The sequence below is a fragment of the Pseudomonas sp. PSKL.D1 genome (assembly GCF_028898945.1).
In the GTDB taxonomy this organism is placed as follows: domain Bacteria; phylum Pseudomonadota; class Gammaproteobacteria; order Pseudomonadales; family Pseudomonadaceae; genus Aquipseudomonas.
In genome coordinates this window covers 4684774-4703804 of record NZ_CP118607.1, presented here as the reverse complement: position 1 = coordinate 4703804, position 19031 = coordinate 4684774, and the positions used below count along the sequence as shown (strand labels likewise).

The 19031-nt window shown below is 61.1% G+C and carries 14 protein-coding genes and 1 pseudogene; 8 read left to right on the top strand and 7 right to left on the bottom strand.

Annotation, left to right across the window (positions count from 1 at the left end; translation table 11 throughout):
• The first annotated feature begins 3 nt into the window (after window positions 1–3).
• From guaA to PVV54_RS20995, 3 genes and pseudogenes are all read left to right on the top strand, one after another.
• Window positions 4–1581, top strand: a complete 1578-nt coding sequence (gene guaA, locus PVV54_RS21005; RefSeq protein ID WP_274907078.1) for a glutamine-hydrolyzing GMP synthase — start codon at window positions 4–6, stop codon at window positions 1579–1581.
• Between the two features lie 343 nt (window positions 1582–1924).
• Window positions 1925–3391, top strand: a pseudogene (locus PVV54_RS21000) (DUF6861 domain-containing protein).
• Window positions 3392–3393: 2 nt separating this feature from the next.
• Window positions 3394–3693 (top strand): hypothetical protein, encoded by a 300-nt coding sequence (locus PVV54_RS20995; protein ID WP_274907077.1) that lies wholly within the window; start codon window positions 3394–3396, stop codon window positions 3691–3693.
• Window positions 3694–3698: 5 nt separating this feature from the next.
• Here the strand turns inward: PVV54_RS20995 and PVV54_RS20990 are convergent, their stop codons facing one another.
• Complete coding sequence (locus PVV54_RS20990; protein ID WP_274907076.1) at window positions 3699–4403, bottom strand: IclR family transcriptional regulator domain-containing protein; 705 nt, start codon at window positions 4401–4403, stop codon at window positions 3699–3701.
• Here PVV54_RS20990 and PVV54_RS20985 point away from each other — a divergent pair.
• Complete coding sequence (locus PVV54_RS20985; RefSeq protein WP_274907075.1) at window positions 4393–5775, top strand: multicopper oxidase family protein; 1383 nt, start codon at window positions 4393–4395, stop codon at window positions 5773–5775. The two genes, PVV54_RS20990 and PVV54_RS20985, sit on opposite strands and share 11 nt — an antisense overlap.
• Window positions 5775–6254: a tRNA adenosine(34) deaminase TadA gene (gene tadA, locus PVV54_RS20980; RefSeq protein ID WP_274907074.1), complete on the top strand. Its 480-nt coding sequence runs from the start codon at window positions 5775–5777 to the stop codon at window positions 6252–6254. Before PVV54_RS20985 ends, tadA begins: the two co-directional genes overlap by 1 nt.
• Before the next feature lie 16 nt (window positions 6255–6270).
• Here tadA and mltF read toward each other — a convergent pair whose 3' ends face one another.
• Window positions 6271–7728 (bottom strand): membrane-bound lytic murein transglycosylase MltF, encoded by a 1458-nt coding sequence (gene mltF, locus PVV54_RS20975; protein WP_274907073.1) that lies wholly within the window; start codon window positions 7726–7728, stop codon window positions 6271–6273.
• A 242-nt stretch (window positions 7729–7970) separates the two neighbouring features.
• Between mltF and purL the strand changes: the two genes are divergently transcribed.
• A complete protein-coding gene (purL, locus tag PVV54_RS20970) occupies window positions 7971–11870 on the top strand; it encodes a phosphoribosylformylglycinamidine synthase (protein WP_274907072.1) in 3900 nt (1299 codons plus the stop codon).
• Between the two features lie 3 nt (window positions 11871–11873).
• A complete protein-coding gene (locus PVV54_RS20965; RefSeq protein WP_274907071.1) occupies window positions 11874–12185 on the top strand; it encodes an NGG1p interacting factor NIF3 in 312 nt (103 codons plus the stop codon).
• Between the two features lie 76 nt (window positions 12186–12261).
• Here the strand turns inward: PVV54_RS20965 and PVV54_RS20960 are convergent, their stop codons facing one another.
• The 4 genes from PVV54_RS20960 to tatA all read right to left on the bottom strand — a co-directional run bounded on the left by PVV54_RS20960 (window position 12262) and on the right by tatA (window position 15625).
• A complete protein-coding gene (locus PVV54_RS20960) occupies window positions 12262–14211 on the bottom strand; it encodes an HET-C-related protein (protein WP_274907069.1) in 1950 nt (649 codons plus the stop codon).
• A gap of 165 nt (window positions 14212–14376) precedes the next feature.
• On the bottom strand, window positions 14377–15120 hold the full coding sequence (gene tatC / locus PVV54_RS20955; RefSeq protein WP_274907068.1) for a twin-arginine translocase subunit TatC: 744 nt from the start codon (window positions 15118–15120) through the stop codon (window positions 14377–14379).
• The gene (tatB, locus tag PVV54_RS20950) at window positions 15117–15407 is read right to left on the bottom strand and encodes a Sec-independent protein translocase protein TatB (RefSeq protein WP_274907067.1); all 291 of its coding nucleotides are present in this window, start codon (window positions 15405–15407) and stop codon (window positions 15117–15119) included. Before tatB ends, tatC begins: the two co-directional genes overlap by 4 nt.
• Window positions 15407–15625: a twin-arginine translocase TatA/TatE family subunit gene (tatA, locus tag PVV54_RS20945; protein WP_274907066.1), complete on the bottom strand. Its 219-nt coding sequence runs from the start codon at window positions 15623–15625 to the stop codon at window positions 15407–15409. Before tatA ends, tatB begins: the two co-directional genes overlap by 1 nt.
• Window positions 15626–15767: 142 nt before the next feature.
• On the opposite strand from tatA, the gene gspK reads away from it, so the two are divergent.
• Entirely contained in the window at window positions 15768–16733 is a 966-nt protein-coding gene (gene gspK, locus PVV54_RS20940; RefSeq protein ID WP_274907065.1) for a type II secretion system minor pseudopilin GspK, read from the top strand.
• A gap of 57 nt (window positions 16734–16790) precedes the next feature.
• Here the strand turns inward: gspK and PVV54_RS20935 are convergent, their stop codons facing one another.
• Complete coding sequence (locus tag PVV54_RS20935; RefSeq protein ID WP_274907064.1) at window positions 16791–18869, bottom strand: PhoX family protein; 2079 nt, start codon at window positions 18867–18869, stop codon at window positions 16791–16793.
• Window positions 18870–19031: the final 162 nt, after the last annotated feature.

Below are 19031 nucleotides of genomic sequence, written 5' to 3'. Positions count from 1 at the left end.
GTCATGGCCCTCGACATTCACGCTCACCGCATCCTGATCCTCGATTTCGGTTCCCAGTACACCCAGCTGATCGCCCGCCGCGTGCGCGAAATCGGCGTGTACTGTGAACTGCATCCGTTCGACATGGACGATGAAGCGATCCGCGAATTCAACCCGCGCGGTATCATCCTGGCCGGCGGCCCAGAGTCTGTTCACGAAGCCAACAGCCCGCGCGCCCCACAAGCCGTGTTCGACCTGAAAGTCCCGGTGCTGGGCATCTGCTACGGCATGCAGACCATGGCCGAGCAGATGGGCGGCAAGGTTGAAGGGTCCGACCTGCGTGAGTTCGGCTATGCCCGCGTGGACGTAGTCGGCAAGAGCCGCCTGCTGGACGGCATCGAAGACCACGTCGACGATGACGGCGTACTGGGCCTGGACGTGTGGATGAGCCACGGTGACAAAGTCACCCAGATGCCAGCCAACTTCCACGTGCTGGCCAGCACCCCGAGCTGCCCGATTGCCGGCATGTACGACGACGCGCTGGGCTACTACGGCGTGCAGTTCCACCCGGAAGTGACCCACACCAAGCAAGGTGGTCGCATCCTGTCCCGCTTCGTGCAGGACATCTGCGGCTGTGAAGCCCTGTGGACTGCGTCCAACATCGTCGAAGACGCCATCGCCCAAGTGCGTGCGCAAGTCGGCTCGGCCAACGTTCTGCTGGGCTTGTCCGGCGGCGTCGACAGCTCGGTGGTTGCCGCACTGCTGCACCGCGCCATCGGCGATCAGCTGACCTGCGTATTCGTCGACAACGGCCTGCTGCGCCTGCACGAAGGTGACCAGGTGATGGCCATGTTCAAAGAGAACATGGGCGTCAAGGTGATCCGTGCCGACGCCGAGAAGCAGTTCCTCGATAACCTGGAAGGCGAAGCCGACCCGGAGAAGAAGCGCAAAATCATCGGTCGCACCTTCATCGACGTGTTCGATGCCGAAGCCAGCAAGCTGGAAAACATCCAGTTCCTCGCCCAGGGCACCATCTACCCTGACGTGATCGAATCGGCCGGCGCCAAGAGCGGCAAGGCCCACGTGATCAAGTCGCACCACAACGTTGGCGGCCTGCCAGAGGAAATGAACCTCAAGCTGGTCGAGCCACTGCGTGAGCTGTTCAAGGACGAAGTGCGCAAGATCGGCCTGGAGCTGGGCCTGCCGTACGACATGGTCTACCGCCACCCGTTCCCGGGCCCGGGCCTGGGCGTGCGCATTCTGGGTGAAGTGAAGAAGGAATACGCCGACATCCTGCGTCGCGCCGACCACATCTTCATCGAAGAACTGCGCAAGGCCGACTGGTACCACAAGACCAGCCAGGCGTTCGTGGTGTTCCAGCCGGTTAAATCGGTGGGTGTCGTCGGCGACGGCCGTCGCTACGCCTGGGTCGTGGCCCTGCGTGCTGTCGAGACCGTGGACTTCATGACCGCGCGTTGGGCACACCTGCCGTACGAACTGCTGGAGACTGTCAGCGGCCGTATCATCAACGAAATCGACGGTATCTCCCGCGTGACTTACGACGTGTCGAGCAAGCCGCCTGCCACTATCGAGTGGGAATGATCCCGCGTCCGGCATAGGCCGGCACCAAGTGGCAAGAAACACCCCGAAAGCCCGCGTAATTGCGGGCTTTCGGCTTTTTGGGTCTGGCAAATTCGGGTAGCGTCCTGCATCGCCAAGCACGATGTTCATGTGGCATGGTACGGGGTACTGACTGCATCTAACGCCATAAGGATGAAGGCGGTCGTCTGGCCGCGGTATTCTCTACAAAGCCAAACGTTAGATCGAGAAGGTCAAAACGCAGACACGGGCGAAAGTTGAGCATCCCTTTCGCGTGATCAAGCGCCAGGCGACAAGGCTCGTCGGGGCCTGTCGTGCTTTCCACCCAAGGACAGTGATATAGAAAATGGACCTTTTAGCCCGCGTCCCTAGTTGGGACGAAATTGAACGAAACCTGGACTAAAAATTCAGCGAGCTTAACCAGAGCGCGAGCAGCGGTTGGCAAAGTGCGCATGACAGTTGGGACGGTTTCACCCGTCGCCTCAGCAACAGTGCCAGTCATGCTTATGGCGCCCTAGGAGGTCACCGGATCGACAACGTTCGGCAAGCCATGGCGTTGTCCTACCCGATTATGCAGATGGAGCTCTCACGCAAGTGGGCGTCAATCAACATCGCTGAAATTCTGCCGACGCTGCTCAAGCTGGTTCAAGAAGTGGTGATGATTCTGGGGGGCAGCGTTGCAGTGTTTGGCGCTGCCGGCGGCGCCGCTGGTTCACTGGCATTTGGGGTGGGCGCGTTGCCCGGTACGATGGTGGGCAGCGGCATCGGTTTTCAAGTCGGCAACCTGATTCTTATGGGCTTGGGCTTGGCCGCCATCGCTGAATATTTTTACGAAGGGCTACCGGCTTGCCTGTCCACGTTGCAGGAAGGTCTTGCCACTGCATGGACCGCTGAAGATGGCGTGAAGCCTGCGGGGCTTGATCCCTCCGGTGGTTCAGCGGCGCTAATTCAAGAGCGCACCGAGCGCGCTGCACGGCAATTGGCACGTGGACAGGAGCAGTTGGTGTTGTTGCTGCTCACTGCCATCGTTACCTACCTGACTCGCGGCCAGATGAAAGCCAGCGTTGTGGGCAGCGTGGAAAGCATTGCGACGCGCAGTGCTCGGCTTCAGGCGGATATTCGGAACAAAAAATTTGCTGAGTGGTTGGCCAAGAATGAGCGCAGCATTCTCGCGGAGCCGGGCTTGCGTACTGAGGACATATCGCGGTTCAAAACAGTAGAGCCTGAAATTGAATTGATGAGAGAGCACTACGGAAAGCTGGACAAAGATTTTGTTCCGCTGGAAAAACAAATTAATGGCACTACAACGTTTGAACCGCTGGGTGTGAAGGCGGAAGATATAGAGAAATACCTCAAGACTGAAGAAGGTATAAACTACTTTAAAGAGGCGGCGGCAGCAGATCCCACAAAATCGGCCGACGTAATTTACGAACGTGTCAGGGGGCAACTAGCCTCTGGCAAAGAACTTCCCATTAGTAAAGTGGTTAACCAACCCCTCATAAAGATCGTAGTGGAAGGTGGTAGTGAGCCTAAATTCTCACCTTACTTCACGAGTTACGAAGAATTTAAAAAAGCCGCCAGTTCGCAACGGTCCCTGGCTGATGTGTTCGGCCTTCCGGTCGTTAGCGAGGGATCGAAATATACGATTTATGAAATCACGCCTTTGGCACCTGCAAGAGTGTATATAAGTGAGATTGCCCCCACCACGGAACTGGGTGGTATCATAGAACGCACGGGAGGTGCCATGCAGTATGTCGTCCCAAATCGAGGGCTTTGGGCTCCAGCAAGGCCCATAGGTTTAATAGGAAATTAATCATGAATATCATTGAGTTAAAAAAAACGGCACTGCATCTCGAAGAGCAATTAAATATCCACTCGAAAATAGACCCTGAAGCCATAGCGCTCCATGCCGATTTGAAGCAGCTACTCGAGAATGCCAAGACAGGGAACGTGACAGAGCCCATTGAGGTAGGCGCGGTACCAGGCCGCTATCGTTTTACAGAAAGAAACCTTCAACAATACGGCGAGCTTGAAGAGGCTTACGCTAAATTTTCGATCGAGATTACGGGCGGGGAAACCCCAGCGCTAAAATATTTTCGAGAATTACTAAAATAGCAGCGTCAGGGACTCTCTGAGCAAGTCAGCACGGGCAAGCCGACCTGTGCTGTAATAGCCGTTCGCTCGAGGTCATCTGGTGCACCGGTGGTGCCCAGAGCGCCCACTACCTTGCCGTTGTGGCGTAACGGAATGGCCAAGCAGTTCAAATCCTTGAGAGCCGTCTGCACATCGAAGGCAAAGCCTTGTTCGGCGACCAGTAACAACTCCTGCTCCAAAGCATGGTCCAGCGGCGCCACGCGCTGGGCTTGGCGAGCGAGTTCGGGGTTGTTGGCTAGCAAAACCTTGCCCGCTGCAGAAGTGCGCAGCGCGTCTCGTCGCGCATTGGCAGGAAGGGCGAGGGGCGAGCCATCGCGATTCAGCCCTGCGAGTGTCAGGTAAGTATGGCTGCCGCTGGCCACCGTCAGGAAGCAGTCAGCGCCACACAATTTGTTGAAGGCTCGCAATGCCGGGGTGAAGTGCTGACGCAGATCCGCTCCCGGCGGGTTGTGCTCGGGCGTCAGGGCTTGGCGAATGTGCAGATGAAGAGTGGCGACTCGATCGAGCAATGGATGGATAATAGCTAGCTGAGTTCGATCAGGCAGACAATCTTGCGACAATCCTTCACTTAATATTTCCCATTTGCAGGTGTATCGTATTCGCCCTTCATCGCCAGCCCTGCTGGCAGGCTGATTGCGCAGAAACGAGGTACCCGCACCGATGTCCTTCACCCGTCGACAAATGCTCAAAGGCCTGACCGGCCTGGTTGTGGTTGGCCTGGGCGCCGGGGGCGCCGCACGTTACTGGATGGGCAAGGTCGAGGACGAAAATGCCGGGCACGACTACGAGCTGATTGCCGCGCCGCTGGATGTCGAGCTGGTGCCTGGGTTCAAGACCGAAGCCTGGGCATTCGGGCCGTCTGCGCCCGGCACGGAGCTGCGAGTGCGCCAGGGCGAATGGCTGCGGGTGCGCTTTATCAATCACCTGCCGGTAGAAACCACTATCCACTGGCACGGCATCCGCCTGCCGCTTGAAATGGACGGTGTGCCCTACGTGTCGCAATTGCCGGTCAAGCCCGGGGAGTACTTCGACTACAAGTTCCGTGTACCGGACGCGGGCAGCTACTGGTATCACCCGCATGTCAGCAGCTCCGAAGAGCTGGGCCGTGGCCTGGTCGGCCCGCTGATCGTCGAGGAGCGCGAGCCCACGGGCTTTCAGCATGAACGCACGCTCAGCCTGAAAAACTGGCACGTAGACGAGCAGGGCGCCTGGCTGCCTTTCAGCATCCCCCGGGAAGCGGCGCGCAATGGCACCGCCGGGCGGCTGATTACCATCAATGGCGACCCCGAATCGGTCACTGAGTTGCCAGCCGGGCAGGTAGTGCGGCTGAGGCTGCTCAATCTCGACAATACCTGGACGTACCGCATCAACCTCAAGGGCAACTGCGAAGCGCGCATCTATGCCCTGGACGGCAACCCGATTACCCCGCGCCCGCTGGATGACGATTACTGGCTGGGGCCAGGCATGCGCATTTGCCTGGCCGTGCGCATTCCCCAAGCCGGTGAGGAAATTTCGCTGCGCGACGGTTTCGTGCGCTTGGGCACCCTGCGCTCGGTGGCCAGCAATGACACGCCAAGCGATTGGCCGCCAGCACTTCCTCCCAACCCAGTGGCCGAGCCGGACCTGGAGAATGCCGAAAAGCTCAACTTCAATTTCGAATGGGTGGGCAAGGTTTCGGTCAATACCGAGAACGGTAAGCCGCCAAGCTTGTGGCAGATCAATGGCCAGGCGTGGGACATTACCGACAAGACCTGCGCCGACCGGCCGATTGCCACCTTGCAGAAGGGTAAGAGCTACATCTTCGAGTTGAAGAACATGACCCAGTATCAGCACCCGATCCATTTGCATGGCATGAGTTTCAAGGTGATCGCGTCCAATCGCCACAAGATTGTCGAACCCTGGTTCACTGACACCTACCTGCTGGGGAAGAACGAGCGCGCCCAGGTGGCCTTGGTGGCGGATAACCCCGGCACCTGGATGTTCCATTGCCATGTCATCGACCACATGGAAACCGGCCTGATGGCCGCGATTGCGGTGGTGTGATGCGCCCGCAGATCATCGATCGCAGCCGCGATCAGGAATTCATGCGCCTGGCCCTGGCCTTGGCTGCCGAAGGTGCAGCCATGGGCGAGGTGCCGGTTGGCGCCGTGCTGGTGCAGCACGGAGAAGTGATCGGGCAAGGGTTCAACCGGCCGATCACCGACAGTGACCCCAGCGCCCATGCCGAGATGGTGGCCATTCGGGCGGCGGCCAAGGCCGCCAGCAACTACCGGCTGCCGGGTAGTACCCTCTACGTGACGCTGGAGCCGTGCAGCATGTGCGCGGGGTTGATCGTGCATTCGCGGGTGGCGCGGGTGGTGTATGGGGCACTGGAACCCAAGGCGGGGATCGTGCAGAGCCAGGGGCAGTTCTTCGGTCAGGGTTTTCTGAACCATCGGGTGATGGTGGAAGGCGGGGTACTGGCGGAGGAATGTGGGCAGATTTTGAGCGAGTTCTTCAAAGCCCGCCGCGCCAAGGCGTAGGCGCGGCCGTGCGGGCCTACATCGGCGGCGACTGCTCCGCCGGCTTGTCCTTGTTCACCCCTGGCACATGCAGGTTGCCCTCGGCCACCTGGCCTTCCAGCTGCGGCTGGGTCACCCAGGTCAGAATGTCGTAATAACGGCGGATGTTGGCCACGAAGTGTACTGGTTCACCGCCACGTGCATAGCCGTACTTGGTTTGCCGGTACCATTGCTTCTGTGAAAGGCGAGGCAGCATCTTTTTCACATCGAGCCACTTGTTCGGGTTGAGCTTTTCGCGTCGGGCCAAGGTGCGCGCATCTTCAAGGTGTCCGCCACCCACGTTATAGGCCGCCAGGGCGAACCATGTGCGGTCCGGCTCCTTGATGCTGTCGTCGAGTTCTTCCTTGATCTTCATGAAGTACTTGGCGCCACCGCGGATGCTCTGTTGCGGGTCCAGCCGGTTCGACACGCCCATGGCCTGGGCGGTGCGCTGGGTCAGCATCATCAGGCCGCGCACACCGGTTTTGGAGGTGACTTCCGGCTGCCACATGGATTCCTGGTATCCGATTGCAGCCAGCAGGCGCCAGTCAACCTGTTCGACCTTGGCGTAATTCTTGAAGTGCTTCTCGTACTTGGGCAGGCGCTGCTGCAGGTGTTGGGCAAAGGTGTAGGCGCCCACATAGCCCAGAACGTCGACATGGCCGTAATAACGGTCTTTCAGGCGTTGCAGCGTGCCATTTTTCTGCGCCTTGTCGAGAAACTCGTTCACTTCATTGAGCAGGCTGTTATCTTCCCCGGCCGCCACCGCCCAGCGCTGGTCACGGGTATCGCCCAGGTCGAAGGCCACCCGCACGTTGGGGAAGTACACCTGGTTCATCGCCAGTTCATTGGAATCGACCAGGGTAAGGTCGATTTGCCCTTCGTCCACCATGCGCAGCAGGTCGACCACCTCAACGGCATCGGACTCTTCATACTCAAGGCCGGGATACTGGCGTTTCAGTTGGGCCAGTTGGTCGGCGTGGCTGCTGCCCTTGAGCACCATGATTTTCTTGCCGACCAGCCCTTTGGCTTCGGTAGGGCGGGGGCGGCCGTTGCGATAGATGACCTGCGGGGTCACCTCGAGATACGGGTGCGAGAACTTTGCCTGGGCCGTGCGCCGCTCACTGCTGACCAGGCCAGCGGCCGCCAGCACCGGGCCGTTGGGCTTACCCAGGTCGTCGAACAGTTCGTCCAGGTTATCGGCCGTCTCGATCTCCAGCTTGACGCCCAGATCGTCGGCGAAATGCTTGACCAGTTCGTATTCGAAGCCGGTTTCGCCGTTGCGGTCCTGGAAGTAGGTGGCCGGGCTGTTGCGGGTAATTACGCGCAGCACGCCATCCTCCTTCACACGCTCAAGGGTGCTGGGTTTTTCAACACAGGCACCGAGCATCAGAAAGAGTCCGGTTGCAAAAAGCCATTTGGCGCAACGCTGGCGCAAAGCAGTGTGGGCGAACATAGAGTGCAGTATACGCAAAGGACCGGCCCTGCCATATCTCGACAACGGGTGGCTTGTCTGGTAGCCGAATTTCCGTTAAAGCCAGGGTCTGTAGGAAAAGCGCAAAATACAGGTGGTTTTTTTGACCCCGAAGTCCGGTTCCGCCGCCCGGCAGCATTGACCTCGGACGGGTGCCGAAACCCGCGGAATTAGGCTAGAATGCACGGCCTCTAAGCACACCCCTTCCTGAGGCTGTCCCGACGATGTTGATCCTGCGCGGCGCTCCTGCCCTTTCTGCCTTTCGCCACGGTAAATTACTCGAGCAACTGAGCCAGAAAGTCCCCGCTGTTACTGGTTTGTATGCCGAATTTGCCCACTTCGCCGATATTGACGGCGAGCTGACCGCCGACCAGCAGCAGGTGCTGGGCCGTCTGCTCAAATACGGCCCGAGCGTGCCGGTACAGGAGCCGACCGGCCGCCTGTTCCTGGTCGTGCCGCGCCTGGGTACCATTTCGCCATGGGCCAGTAAGGCCAGCGACATCGCCCACAACTGCGGCCTGCAGTCGATTCAGCGCCTTGAGCGTGGCATCGCCTACTACGTAGCCGGCGACTTGAGCGCCGCAGATGCCGAACTGGTTGCAGCCGAACTGCACGACCGCATGACCCAGCGCGTGCTCGGCCAGCTGGAGCAGGCCGCCGACCTGTTCAGCCACGCCCAGCCAAAGCCGATGACCTCGGTGGACATCCTGGCCGGTGGACGTGCGGCCCTGGCCCAGGCCAACATCGACCTGGGCCTGGCCCTGGCCGAAGACGAGATCGACTACCTGGTCAACGCCTTCCAGGGCCTCAAGCGCAACCCGAACGACATCGAACTGATGATGTTCGCCCAGGCCAACTCCGAGCACTGCCGCCACAAGATTTTCAACGCCAGTTGGGACATCGACGGCCAGGCTCAGGAAAAAAGCCTGTTCGGCATGATCAAGAACACCTACCAGATGCACAACGAAGGCGTGCTGTCTGCGTACAAGGACAACGCCTCGGTAATCGTCGGCAACGTGGCTGGCCGTTTCTTCCCGAACCCTGAAACCCGCCAGTACGGTGCGGTGCAGGAGCCGGTGCACATCTTGATGAAGGTCGAAACGCACAACCACCCGACCGCCATCGCCCCGTTCTCCGGCGCTTCCACCGGCTCTGGCGGCGAAATTCGCGACGAAGGCGCTACCGGCCGTGGTGCCAAGCCCAAGGCAGGCCTGACCGGCTTCACCGTGTCCAACCTGCGTATCCCAGGCTTCGAGCAGCCTTGGGAACAGGCTTACGGCAAGCCGGAGCGCATCGTTGACGCCCTCGACATCATGATCGAAGGCCCACTGGGTGGTGCTGCGTTCAACAACGAGTTCGGTCGCCCGGCCCTGACCGGCTACTTCCGCACCTTCGAGCAGGCCATCAACACCCCGCACGGTGAAGAAGTTCGCGGTTACCACAAGCCGATCATGCTCGCTGGCGGCATGGGCAACATCCGTGAAGACCACGTCCAGAAGGGCGAAATCACCGTCGGCGCCAAGCTGATCGTGCTTGGCGGCCCGGCCATGCTGATCGGCCTGGGTGGCGGTGCCGCTTCGTCGGTGGCCACCGGTGCCAGCTCCGCCGACCTGGACTTCGCCTCGGTACAGCGCGAAAACCCGGAAATGGAACGCCGTTGCCAGGAGGTCATCGACCGTTGCTGGCAGCTGGGTGACGCCAACCCGATCGCCTTCATCCACGACGTGGGCGCCGGTGGTATTTCCAACGCCTTCCCTGAGTTGGTCAACGACGGTGGCCGCGGTGGCCGCTTCGAACTGCGCAACGTGCCCAACGACGAGCCGGGCATGGCCCCGCACGAAATCTGGAGCAACGAATCGCAGGAACGTTACGTGCTGGCGGTCAGCGCCGTCGACTTCGAGCGTTTCAAGGCCATCTGTGAGCGTGAGCGTTGCCCGTTCGCAGTGGTGGGTGAAGCCACCGAAGAGCAGCACCTGACTGTTACCGACAGCCACTTCGACAACACCCCGGTGGACATGCCACTGGACGTGTTGCTGGGCAAACCGCCGCGCATGCACCGTTCGGTTACCCGTGAGGCCGAGCTGGGCGATGACTTCGACCCGAGCGAGCTGGACCTGGACCAGGCTGTGCAGCGCGTGCTGAACCACCCGGCAGTGGCCAGCAAGAGCTTCCTGATCACCATCGGCGACCGTACCATCACCGGCCTGGTTGCCCGTGACCAGATGGTTGGCCCTTGGCAGGTACCGGTGGCCGACTGCGCCGTCACCGCCACCAGCTTCGACGTCTATACCGGTGAAGCCATGGCCATGGGCGAGCGTACGCCATTGGCCCTGCTTGACGCCCCGGCGTCCGGCCGCATGGCAATCGGCGAAACCTTGACCAACCTGGCTGCCGCGCAGATCGACAAACTGTCCGATATCAAGCTGTCGGCCAACTGGATGTCCGCTGCTGGCCACCCTGGTGAAGATGCCCGTCTGTACGACACCGTCAAGGCCGTCGGCATGGAGCTGTGCCCGGAGCTGGGCATCACCATCCCGGTCGGCAAAGATTCCATGTCGATGAAGACCAAGTGGAGCGATGACGGCGTCGAGAAGAGCGTCACCTCGCCAATGTCGCTGATCATCACCGGTTTTGCCCCGGTGACCGACATCCGCAAGACCCTGACCCCGCAACTGCGCATGGACAAGGGCGAAACCGACCTGATCCTGATCGACCTGGGCCGCGGCAAGAACCGCATGGGCGCCTCGATCCTGGCGCAGACCTACGGCAAGATCGCTGCCCAGGCGCCGGATGTGGACGATGCTGAAGACCTCAAGGCCTTCTTCGCTGTAATCCAGGGCCTGAACGCCGACGGCCACCTGCTGGCCTATCACGACCGTTCCGACGGCGGCTTGCTGACCACCGTGGTGGAAATGGCCTTCGCCGGGCACTGCGGCCTCGACCTGCAACTTGACCCGCTGACTGACAACCGCAAGGATGTGCCGGCCATCCTCTTCAACGAAGAGCTGGGCGCGGTCATTCAGGTTCGCCAGGACGCCACCCCGGACGTACTGGCGCAGTTCAGCGCCGCTGGCCTGGGTGAAGAGTGCGTGGCGGTCATCGGCAAGCCGGTCAACAATGCAGAAGTGTCCATCAGCCTGAACGGCGAAGTGCTGTTCGACGACGACCGCCGCATGCTGCAACGCCAGTGGGCCGAAACCAGCTATCAGGTCCAGCGCCTGCGTGACAACGCCGACTGCGCCGACCAGGAATTCGACGCGCTGCTGGAAGAAGACAACCCGGGCCTGTCGGTCAAACTGGGCTTCGACGTCAACGACGACATCGCCGCGCCGTACATCAAGAAGGGCGTGCGCCCGCAAGTGGCGATCCTGCGTGAGCAGGGCGTCAACGGCCAGGTCGAGATGGCTGCCGCCTTCGACCGCGCTGGCTTCGCCGCCATCGACGTGCACATGAGCGATATCCTCGCGGGCCGTGTCGACTTCGAAGCGTTCAAGGGCCTGGTGGCCTGTGGCGGCTTCTCGTACGGCGACGTGCTGGGTGCCGGTGAAGGCTGGGCCAAGTCGGCACTGTTCAACACCCGTGCCCGCGATGCTTTCCAGGCATTCTTCGAGCGTACCGACAGCTTCGCCCTCGGGGTGTGCAACGGTTGCCAGATGATGTCCAACCTGCACGAACTGATCCCGGGCACCGAGTACTGGCCGCACTTCGTGCGCAACCGTTCGGAGCAGTTCGAGGCGCGTGTGGCGATGGTTGAGGTGCAGAAGTCCAACTCGATCTTCCTGCAGGGCATGGCCGGTTCGCGCATGCCGATTGCCATCGCCCACGGCGAAGGCCATGCCGAGTTCGCCAGCGAAGAGGCACTGCTGGAAGCCGACCTGTCCGGCTGCGTGGCCCTGCGCTACGTCGACAACCATGGCAAGGTCACCGAAGCCTACCCAGCCAACCCGAACGGCTCGCCGCGTGGTATCACCGGCCTCACCAGCCGTGACGGCCGTGTGACCATCATGATGCCGCACCCGGAGCGCGTATTCCGTGCCGTGCAAAACTCCTGGCGCCCGGATGAGTGGCAGGAAGACGCGGCCCTGATGCGCATGTTCCGCAACGCACGCGTCTGGGTGAACTAAGGGGTGTACAAGCTCGCCTTCTTCGTCCCCGCCAGCCACGTTGAAGTGGTCAAGGCTGCCGTGTTCGCCGCCGGTGGCGGGCGTATCGGTGACTATGACCACTGCGCCTGGCAAACCTTGGGCCAGGGCCAGTTCCGCCCGTTGGACGGCAGCCAGCCGTACCTCGGGCAAACCGGCCAGGTCGAGGTGGTGGAGGAGTGGAAGGTGGAGCTGGTGGTGGCCGATGGCCTGATAAACCAGGTTGTCACTGCTTTGAAGCAGAGCCACCCCTACGAGACCCCGGCGTATGAGGTCTGGCAGTTGGCTGAATTCTAACTGTACTGAAACCTCGCCGCGTTGAATCGACAAGCCCCGGCAGTCCGCTGCCGGGGCTTGTCGTTTTTACAGGCGGTTAGCTGAATAGCCCGCGCATGCGTTCCCACACGCTAGTGTCCAGGCCCAGGAAGCGCGTGTTAAAGCACGTGGCTTCGTAGGTTCTTGCAACCGCATCGCGGTTATCACTCGCCCATTTTTCAACCAGTTCATCCTGCCAGTCGCTGTCGTTGGGGTGGGTGAAATAACTGCGCGCAACCTTGGCCGGGTCGAGAAGCCTCCCGCCTTCCCAATACTTGTTCATGGCCAGGCCCACGTTACGCACCGCGACGCGCGCCATCAGCGAAGCCAGGGTATGCAGGGGGTGCACATCATGGTCCTTGGCGAGTTGGGAGTGGGTGGGGTTGGTCGAACCCGATGTATTGGGGTTATCGATGCAGATAGTCTGGTAGTCATCGACGGTGTTGCCGACCAGGTTGATCAGGGTTTGGTAACCCATGTTCATCAAGCCCTGTGTACTGCGAATGGGGGAGCTGACGATCCAGGAAATCAGCCGCAGCCCGTTAAAGCCTGGAATGTCTGCCAGCGTGTCACGAACCTCGAGGGATGTTTGCAGGTATTCCTGCCATTTTGGGTCGGGGTGGTCACGCAGCAGAATCAGCAGGGCAAGCTCCGAGTCCGCGCGCTGGCCGGGCGTGACGCTTTCGAAACTGCCAGAGCTCTTGAACAGGATGTTTGCCATCGGTTCGGCCAGGCTGGCGATCACATCGCAACCTGCGAACATACCGGTAACTACAGGCCACTCGTGCTTGCAGTCAGCCTTGCCGGTCCATGGCAGCACCTGCTCGTGCCCCAGTTTGCGCAGGCTCAGCTCGGCGTAGTTGGAGTGGGCAAAAAAATCCTCCAGCACATGCAGGGCTGCACCGAATTCCCGCAGCCCACGGGGTGTCGGGCCCTCAGCCATGGCATCACGCAGGCGTTCGCACATGTAGTCGACCGAGGTGAAAATGTAGCGCTTCATGGAGGTGTCCGGGTCGACCTGCAGCAGCGGGTCATCCGGGCCGACAGGCGCCTCGAAATCCTCATCGATGGTACGTGGGTCGCAGGCCGAAGGGCTTGGGGTGTAGGGGTTGTCAATGTGTTCGCTGGGGCGATAGACCCCAAGCATCTGCGGTGTGACTGTGTAGTGGGCGCGTTCTTCCGGGGTGCTTTGCAGGCTGGGAAACGCTTTGAGCGCCAGCAGGTCGACCAGTTGTGTCAGCACCTCTCGCGAAAGTTTGGCAGGGAAGTCTTTCGGCGCATCAGGCGCCCGCACCAGCTTGGGGTCAATCAGCTGTGAATAGTCGCGTAACCAGTTGCCGAAATAGATCGCCTTGCGCTGCTGTTCGTTGAAGCCCGAGAGCTTGAGGTCTTCTTCGATAGAACCGTGCCCCCAGGAATGCTCCGGATAGTCTTCATTGCCGCTGCCTGCAGAAAACCCTTCACGCGTACCGTTGTTGGTGCAGGCGTGTTGTGCGTCATGGTCCTGGCTTTGCCAGATGTAATCCCGCGCTTGTAAGCCATCGACCCTGAAGATCACATCACGGGAGCTGTCGAAGTAACGTGCAACTGGCTGGGTCTCGGTGTTGGCGATGGCAATCGAGCCCATCAGGTGGGCGAAGCGGGCGCCTTCTTCCAGCGCAGCGTCCTGCGCCACTTGAGCTTCCCCAGAGGGCAGGCTTGTGGCGAAGGGTTGTCGTAGCATGTTATCGACATGGTGGCCGAACTCGTGCAGCAGGATAGTCAGCAGCTCATTCGCAGCATCGGGTTGTTCAAGAGCACGCGTGATCACGTCGGGGTGGAGGTAGATTGTGCGGGTTGCATTGTCATAGCTGGCCAGGGCGTCGCCTTTGGCAGTGAGGTAGCAAGCGGGGTTCAAAAGCTCGCCGTTGCACAGGTCTGTGTGAAGACGGTTGTAGTGTCGAGCCGGCAAGTCGCTGCCAAACACTGGCGTAAGGGTACGCCTGAATGACTCTGCGGGTAAACGCATGGCAAGTTCTGTCAGACGATTCAGGGCAAAAGCTGAGGTTAGCGTGGGTGGCCAGGCGGTCATGTAGAGGGCTCCTCATATCGACGAAGCCCTCAGCATGCAAGTGCGTCCCGGCGCGAAGGAGCGGGCAATGCATCCCTCTCGGGGCGTACTGCCGGGCGTTGTTCAGGGTTTGGCGGCAGAAGTGTTCAAGCCCGTACAGGCCAACAGCCCTACTTCAAACAGCAGCCACATCGGCACCGCCAACATGGTCTGTGAAAACACATCCGGCGGTGTAAGAATCATCCCCACGACGAAGCAGCCGACGATCACGTAGGGCCTGCTGCGCCTTAACGTCGCCACATCCGCCAAGCCCACCCAGACCACGATGAAGGTTGCCACCGGAATTTCGAAGGCCAGCCCAAAGGCCAGGAACAGCGCCATGATGAAATCCAGGTACTGGCTGATGTCGGTCATCATTGCCACCCCCTCTGGCGTGACGCTGGCGAAAAAGCCGAACATCATCGGGAACACCAGGTAAAACGCAAAGGCCATACCGGCATAGAACAGCACGATGCTCGACAACAGCAGCGGCAAGGCAATGCGCCGTTCACGGCGGTACAACCCCGGCGCCAGGAAGCCCCAGGCCTGATGCAGCAGCAGTGGCATGGCCACGAACAGCGCGCACATCGCCGTCAGTTTGAACGGTGTGAGAAACGGCGAGGTGACGCTGGTGGCGATCATGCTTGCGCCTTCCGGCAGGAAGCGGCGCAGGGGTTCGGAAATCAGCGTGTACAATTGCTGGGCGAACGGGAACAGGCCGGCGAACACCAGCGCGAGCAGCAGCAGGCAGCGCATCAAGCGTTTGCGCAAATCGCGCAGGTGTTCGGTCAACGGCATGCGCGCTGCGCCATCCACGGCAATGCTCATGGGGTATTCTCACGGGGTACGTTGACGGGGTTTGCATCTGCCATAGGCGCTGGGTTAAGGCTCACGCCCTGGCGTATTTCCTGCTCAAGGCGTTGCAGCGGCGCGCTGTCGAACTGCGGCAATTCAATCTCGCGCTCCATTTGTGCTCGCAGGCCTTGCATGGCCCGGCGCGCCTGGCCCAACCCACGGCCCAAGGTGCGCGCCGCCACCGGCAGCCGTTCAGGCCCCAGCACCAGCAGCGCGACGATGCCCACCAGCAGAAGCTCGGTGAAGCCCACCTCGAACATCAGGCTTGCCGGTCCGTTTGCTGTTGAACGGTGGCCTGGGGCGTCAGCGGTGGTTGTTGCTGCTGCACCTGAGCGTCGGCGTCACCGCCCATGGATTTACGAAAGCCCTGGATTGCCTCGCCCACATCGCTGCCCAGCCCTTTGAGCCGTTTGGTGCCGAACAACAAGAACACGATCAGTAAAACAATCACCAATTGCCAGATACCGATGCCACCCATTTCGACTACTCCTGTAAGGCCATGAAAAGAAAGGCTAATCCTGCCCCGAGCAGATGACGCGAACATGACTGCAATGTGATTGCCATCTCGCTGCAACAACCCCCGTGTTGACTGGCGCCCTCATTGGCATAAGGAGTGGCGGATGGCGCGCAAACGGCAGCAGGGCGCAGCACTGCTGATGGTGATGGTGGTATTGGCGATGCTGGCAGCAGGCATGGCCTGGCTGGTGGAGGACGGGCGGCAGCAGGTCGATGAAGTGCAGCTGTTACGCCAGCGGGTGCAGGTGCGGGCCATGGAGCAGGCGGGGCTGGCTTATGCCGAACAGGCACTGCGTGACCCGGCATGGCGCCTGAGCCCGCTGTTCTGGCAGGCCTTGCGCGGGCAGCCGTTGGCCTACGATTTTGGTGCCGGGCAGGCCCAGTTGCGTGTGGTTGACCTGCATACGTGCTTCAACGTCAATGCACTGCTTGGGGCGGACGCTGATCGTGCCGAGCGCCAACTGCGAATGTTGCTGGGCGATGACATGGCCGCCGAGCGCCTGGTCGATGGGTTGGCCGATTGGCTCGACAACGACAGCGATGCGCGCCTGCAAGGCGCTGAGAGTGCCCAGTATCTGCGCCAGCAGCCTGCGCGGCTGGCTGCCAACCAGGCGATGGTCGATACCAGCGAGCTGAACCTGTTGCTGGCGCCGGACGCTTCCCGTCAGCGTCAGTACCCCATGCTTTGTGCACTGCCGCAAACCACCGGCTGGCGTTTGAATGCCAATGCACTGGGGCTGGAACACGTGCCGCTGTTGGAGGCGTTGTATGAAGGGCGTTATCCCCGGTCGCTTCTGACCCGGATCGTGACCGGCAGGCCTGCCTCAGGGTATGTGGACGCTGGCGCTTTGCGCCAGGCATTGGGGGCGATTGATGACGAAACCTTCGAGCGGTTGAGCGAAGGGTTGCTGCTCAACAGTGGGTATTTTCTGCTGCAACTTTCGTTCGAGGAGCAGGGGAGGAAGATGCGTAGCGAGTTTCAGGTGGAAGCGCTGGGGGTGGTGCAATGGCATGCGCGGGTGCCGGCACAGCAGGTTCGTGTACGCAGCCGAGCGCCAATGGCCTGGTAGGGCTGGCCGGCCTCTTCGCGGCACACGTTGAATCGCCGCGAAGAGGCCGGCCCTGCATCAGGCGGTCCCGATCTCGCCGCCATCGTCCCGTGTAATCACTACCGTCGAAGCCCGCGGCCGCACGGTGCCACCTGCCGGCGTCGCGTCGGTCGCCTTGTCGGTATACGGCCAGTTGTCCGGGTGCTGAATGTTCACGAACAATGTCTTGTTGTCGGGGGTGAAGGCAATGCCGGTCACCTCGCAGCCATTGGGCCCTACGAAGAAGCGGCGCAGGTCCACCTGGTTCTCGGCATTGACCGGCACCTGTTTGCCGTTGGCATCCACCAGGTCGGTCGGGATCACCGCCAGCAACTGGTCGTTGGTGTAGTCGGTCACGGTGCTCTCGCCGTTGTCGGTCTCGAACCACAGCACGCCACGGCTATCGAAGCTCATGCCGTCAGGGCTGGCGAACTGGTTGAGTTCGGTCAGACCAGAGCGGTTGATGTCGGAGGTGCCAGCGGCGTTGGCGCCGAACACGAAGATGTCCCAAGTGAAGCTCAGGTGATCGTCGCTGTCGTGCCAGCGGATGATGTGGCCGTGGCGGTTCGGGCCACGCGGGTTGGCTGCATCGACCTTTTCAGGGGTGCGGGCACTGTTGTTGGTCAGGGTCAGGTACACGTCGCCATTGAGCGGGTTGACGGCAGTCCACTCCGGGCGGTCCATCGGCGTTGCGCCCAGCGCATCGCCTGCGCCACGGGTGTTGAGGATGATACCCGGCAGGTCGGTGTACAGCGCGCCCAGGGTGCTGCCGTCCTTGGTGGCAGTGGCAACGTCCAGCAGCAGCCACACACCCGTACCGTCGGCGTTGAAGCGCGCCACGTAGAGCTTGCCCGAGTCCATGTACTTGGCGCCGGTGGCCAGGCGGTCGGCTGGGGTGGCGTCGGCGGCATCCCACACGGCGGTGGACACGAACTTGTACAGGTACTCGTTGTTGGAGTCGTCGCCCATGTACCACACCAGCGGCTTGCCAGCCACGGGCAGGCCCGGGCAGCAACCTTCGTGGCGGAAGCGGCCGAGGGCGGTGCGCTTGGTGGCCAACGTGCTGCTGTTGTACGGGTCGATTTCGACGATGTAGCCGTAGGTGCTGGCTTCGTTGCGGTAGTCGTCGGTGGCGCTGGCGCCGGTGACGGTCACGTCGAAACGGGCGAACTCGTCGTTTACTTCGGTGCTGTCACCGGCAGCGGTTTCCCACTTGTACTGGCCGGTGGAGGTGCCCACGCCGATGCGGCGCTGGTCTTCCGGGCGGGTGCCTTTGTTGACGAAGATGCCTGGCCAGTTCTCTTCACAGGTGAGGTACGTGCCCCATGGGGTGTAGCCATTACCGCAGTTGTTGTTGGTGCCACGGCAGTGGGTGCCGGCGGTGGAGTACTTGGTCTTGACGTGGTCGGTGCCACGCAGCGGGCCGGTGATTTCCATGCGCGACGCGGTGGTGAAGCGGCGGTTGAGCGGGTCGTTGTCGATGACCTGCCAGCGGCCGCTGACCTTTTGCAGGCGCACCACACCGGCACCGTGGGCGTTGATTTCCTTACGGGCCTCTTCGGCCGGGCGGTTGCCGCTGGCATCGGTGGTCGGGCCCGCAGGGTGCAGGGCGGCGGCGTCGATGTATTCGAAGTTGATCGCCAGCAGGCCGTCTTCAGAGCTGCCGTTGATGGGGAAGAAGTGCATGCCATCGTGGTGCATGCCCATGGCGTTGGCCTGGTCGGTCGAGGTGTTGCTGCCGTCCGACTTCCATGGGTTGCCGTTGCTGTTGATCGGCGTGCCCCATGGCGCCAGCACGAAGGCGCTGTAGCCTGCAGCGACCACGCAGGCGTCAGTGAGTGAGCCAGGGATGGATTGGAATCCCAGGGCCATTTTCGGTTCCGGCTCCGGGTCAGGCGCCGGTGGCTCGGTCACTGGCGGCTCGGTTACCGGATCATCGTCGGAACCGCCACTGCTGTCGAAGCAGCCGGTCAGGCCGGTACCGGCAATCATGGCGATGGCGGCGCCCAGGCTGCCGCGCATCACGCTGCGGCGGCTCAGGTAGGCGTCCATGACAGTGGCCATCGGCAGGTTGCCGCTGTGGTTCCGGTCCAGGTTGTCGCCGGTTTCTCGACTCATCAGGGTTGTCCTTATGTGGGCTGAGTTGAAAGAAACCGCGACTTTAGAGCGCAAGTATGATGATTCCTTGGCAGAAATATGAACGGGCTTTTAAAACTGTAAGTTCTTACGTCTGAGCGCGACAGACCGATTTGGAATGGCTGTCGGATTTCTGCCATCAAA

What these genes read in the sequence shown, in the direction of transcription:
- guaA (WP_274907078.1), top strand. Translation starts at nt 4, where the DNA reads ATGGCCCTCGACATTCACGCTCACCGCATCCTGATCCTCGATTTCGGT.
- PVV54_RS20995 (WP_274907077.1), top strand. Translation starts at nt 3,394, where the DNA reads ATGAATATCATTGAGTTAAAAAAAACGGCACTGCATCTCGAAGAGCAA.
- PVV54_RS20985 (WP_274907075.1), top strand. Translation starts at nt 4,393, where the DNA reads ATGTCCTTCACCCGTCGACAAATGCTCAAAGGCCTGACCGGCCTGGTT.
- tadA (WP_274907074.1), top strand. Translation starts at nt 5,775, where the DNA reads ATGCGCCCGCAGATCATCGATCGCAGCCGCGATCAGGAATTCATGCGC.
- mltF (WP_274907073.1), bottom strand. Translation starts at nt 7,728, where the DNA reads ATGTTCGCCCACACTGCTTTGCGCCAGCGTTGCGCCAAATGGCTTTTT.
- purL (WP_274907072.1), top strand. Translation starts at nt 7,971, where the DNA reads ATGTTGATCCTGCGCGGCGCTCCTGCCCTTTCTGCCTTTCGCCACGGT.
- PVV54_RS20960 (WP_274907069.1), bottom strand. Translation starts at nt 14,211, where the DNA reads ATGCGTTTACCCGCAGAGTCATTCAGGCGTACCCTTACGCCAGTGTTT.
- tatC (WP_274907068.1), bottom strand. Translation starts at nt 15,120, where the DNA reads ATGAGCATTGCCGTGGATGGCGCAGCGCGCATGCCGTTGACCGAACAC.
- tatB (WP_274907067.1), bottom strand. Translation starts at nt 15,407, where the DNA reads ATGTTCGAGGTGGGCTTCACCGAGCTTCTGCTGGTGGGCATCGTCGCG.
- tatA (WP_274907066.1), bottom strand. Translation starts at nt 15,625, where the DNA reads ATGGGTGGCATCGGTATCTGGCAATTGGTGATTGTTTTACTGATCGTG.
- gspK (WP_274907065.1), top strand. Translation starts at nt 15,768, where the DNA reads ATGGCGCGCAAACGGCAGCAGGGCGCAGCACTGCTGATGGTGATGGTG.
- PVV54_RS20935 (WP_274907064.1), bottom strand. Translation starts at nt 18,869, where the DNA reads ATGAGTCGAGAAACCGGCGACAACCTGGACCGGAACCACAGCGGCAAC.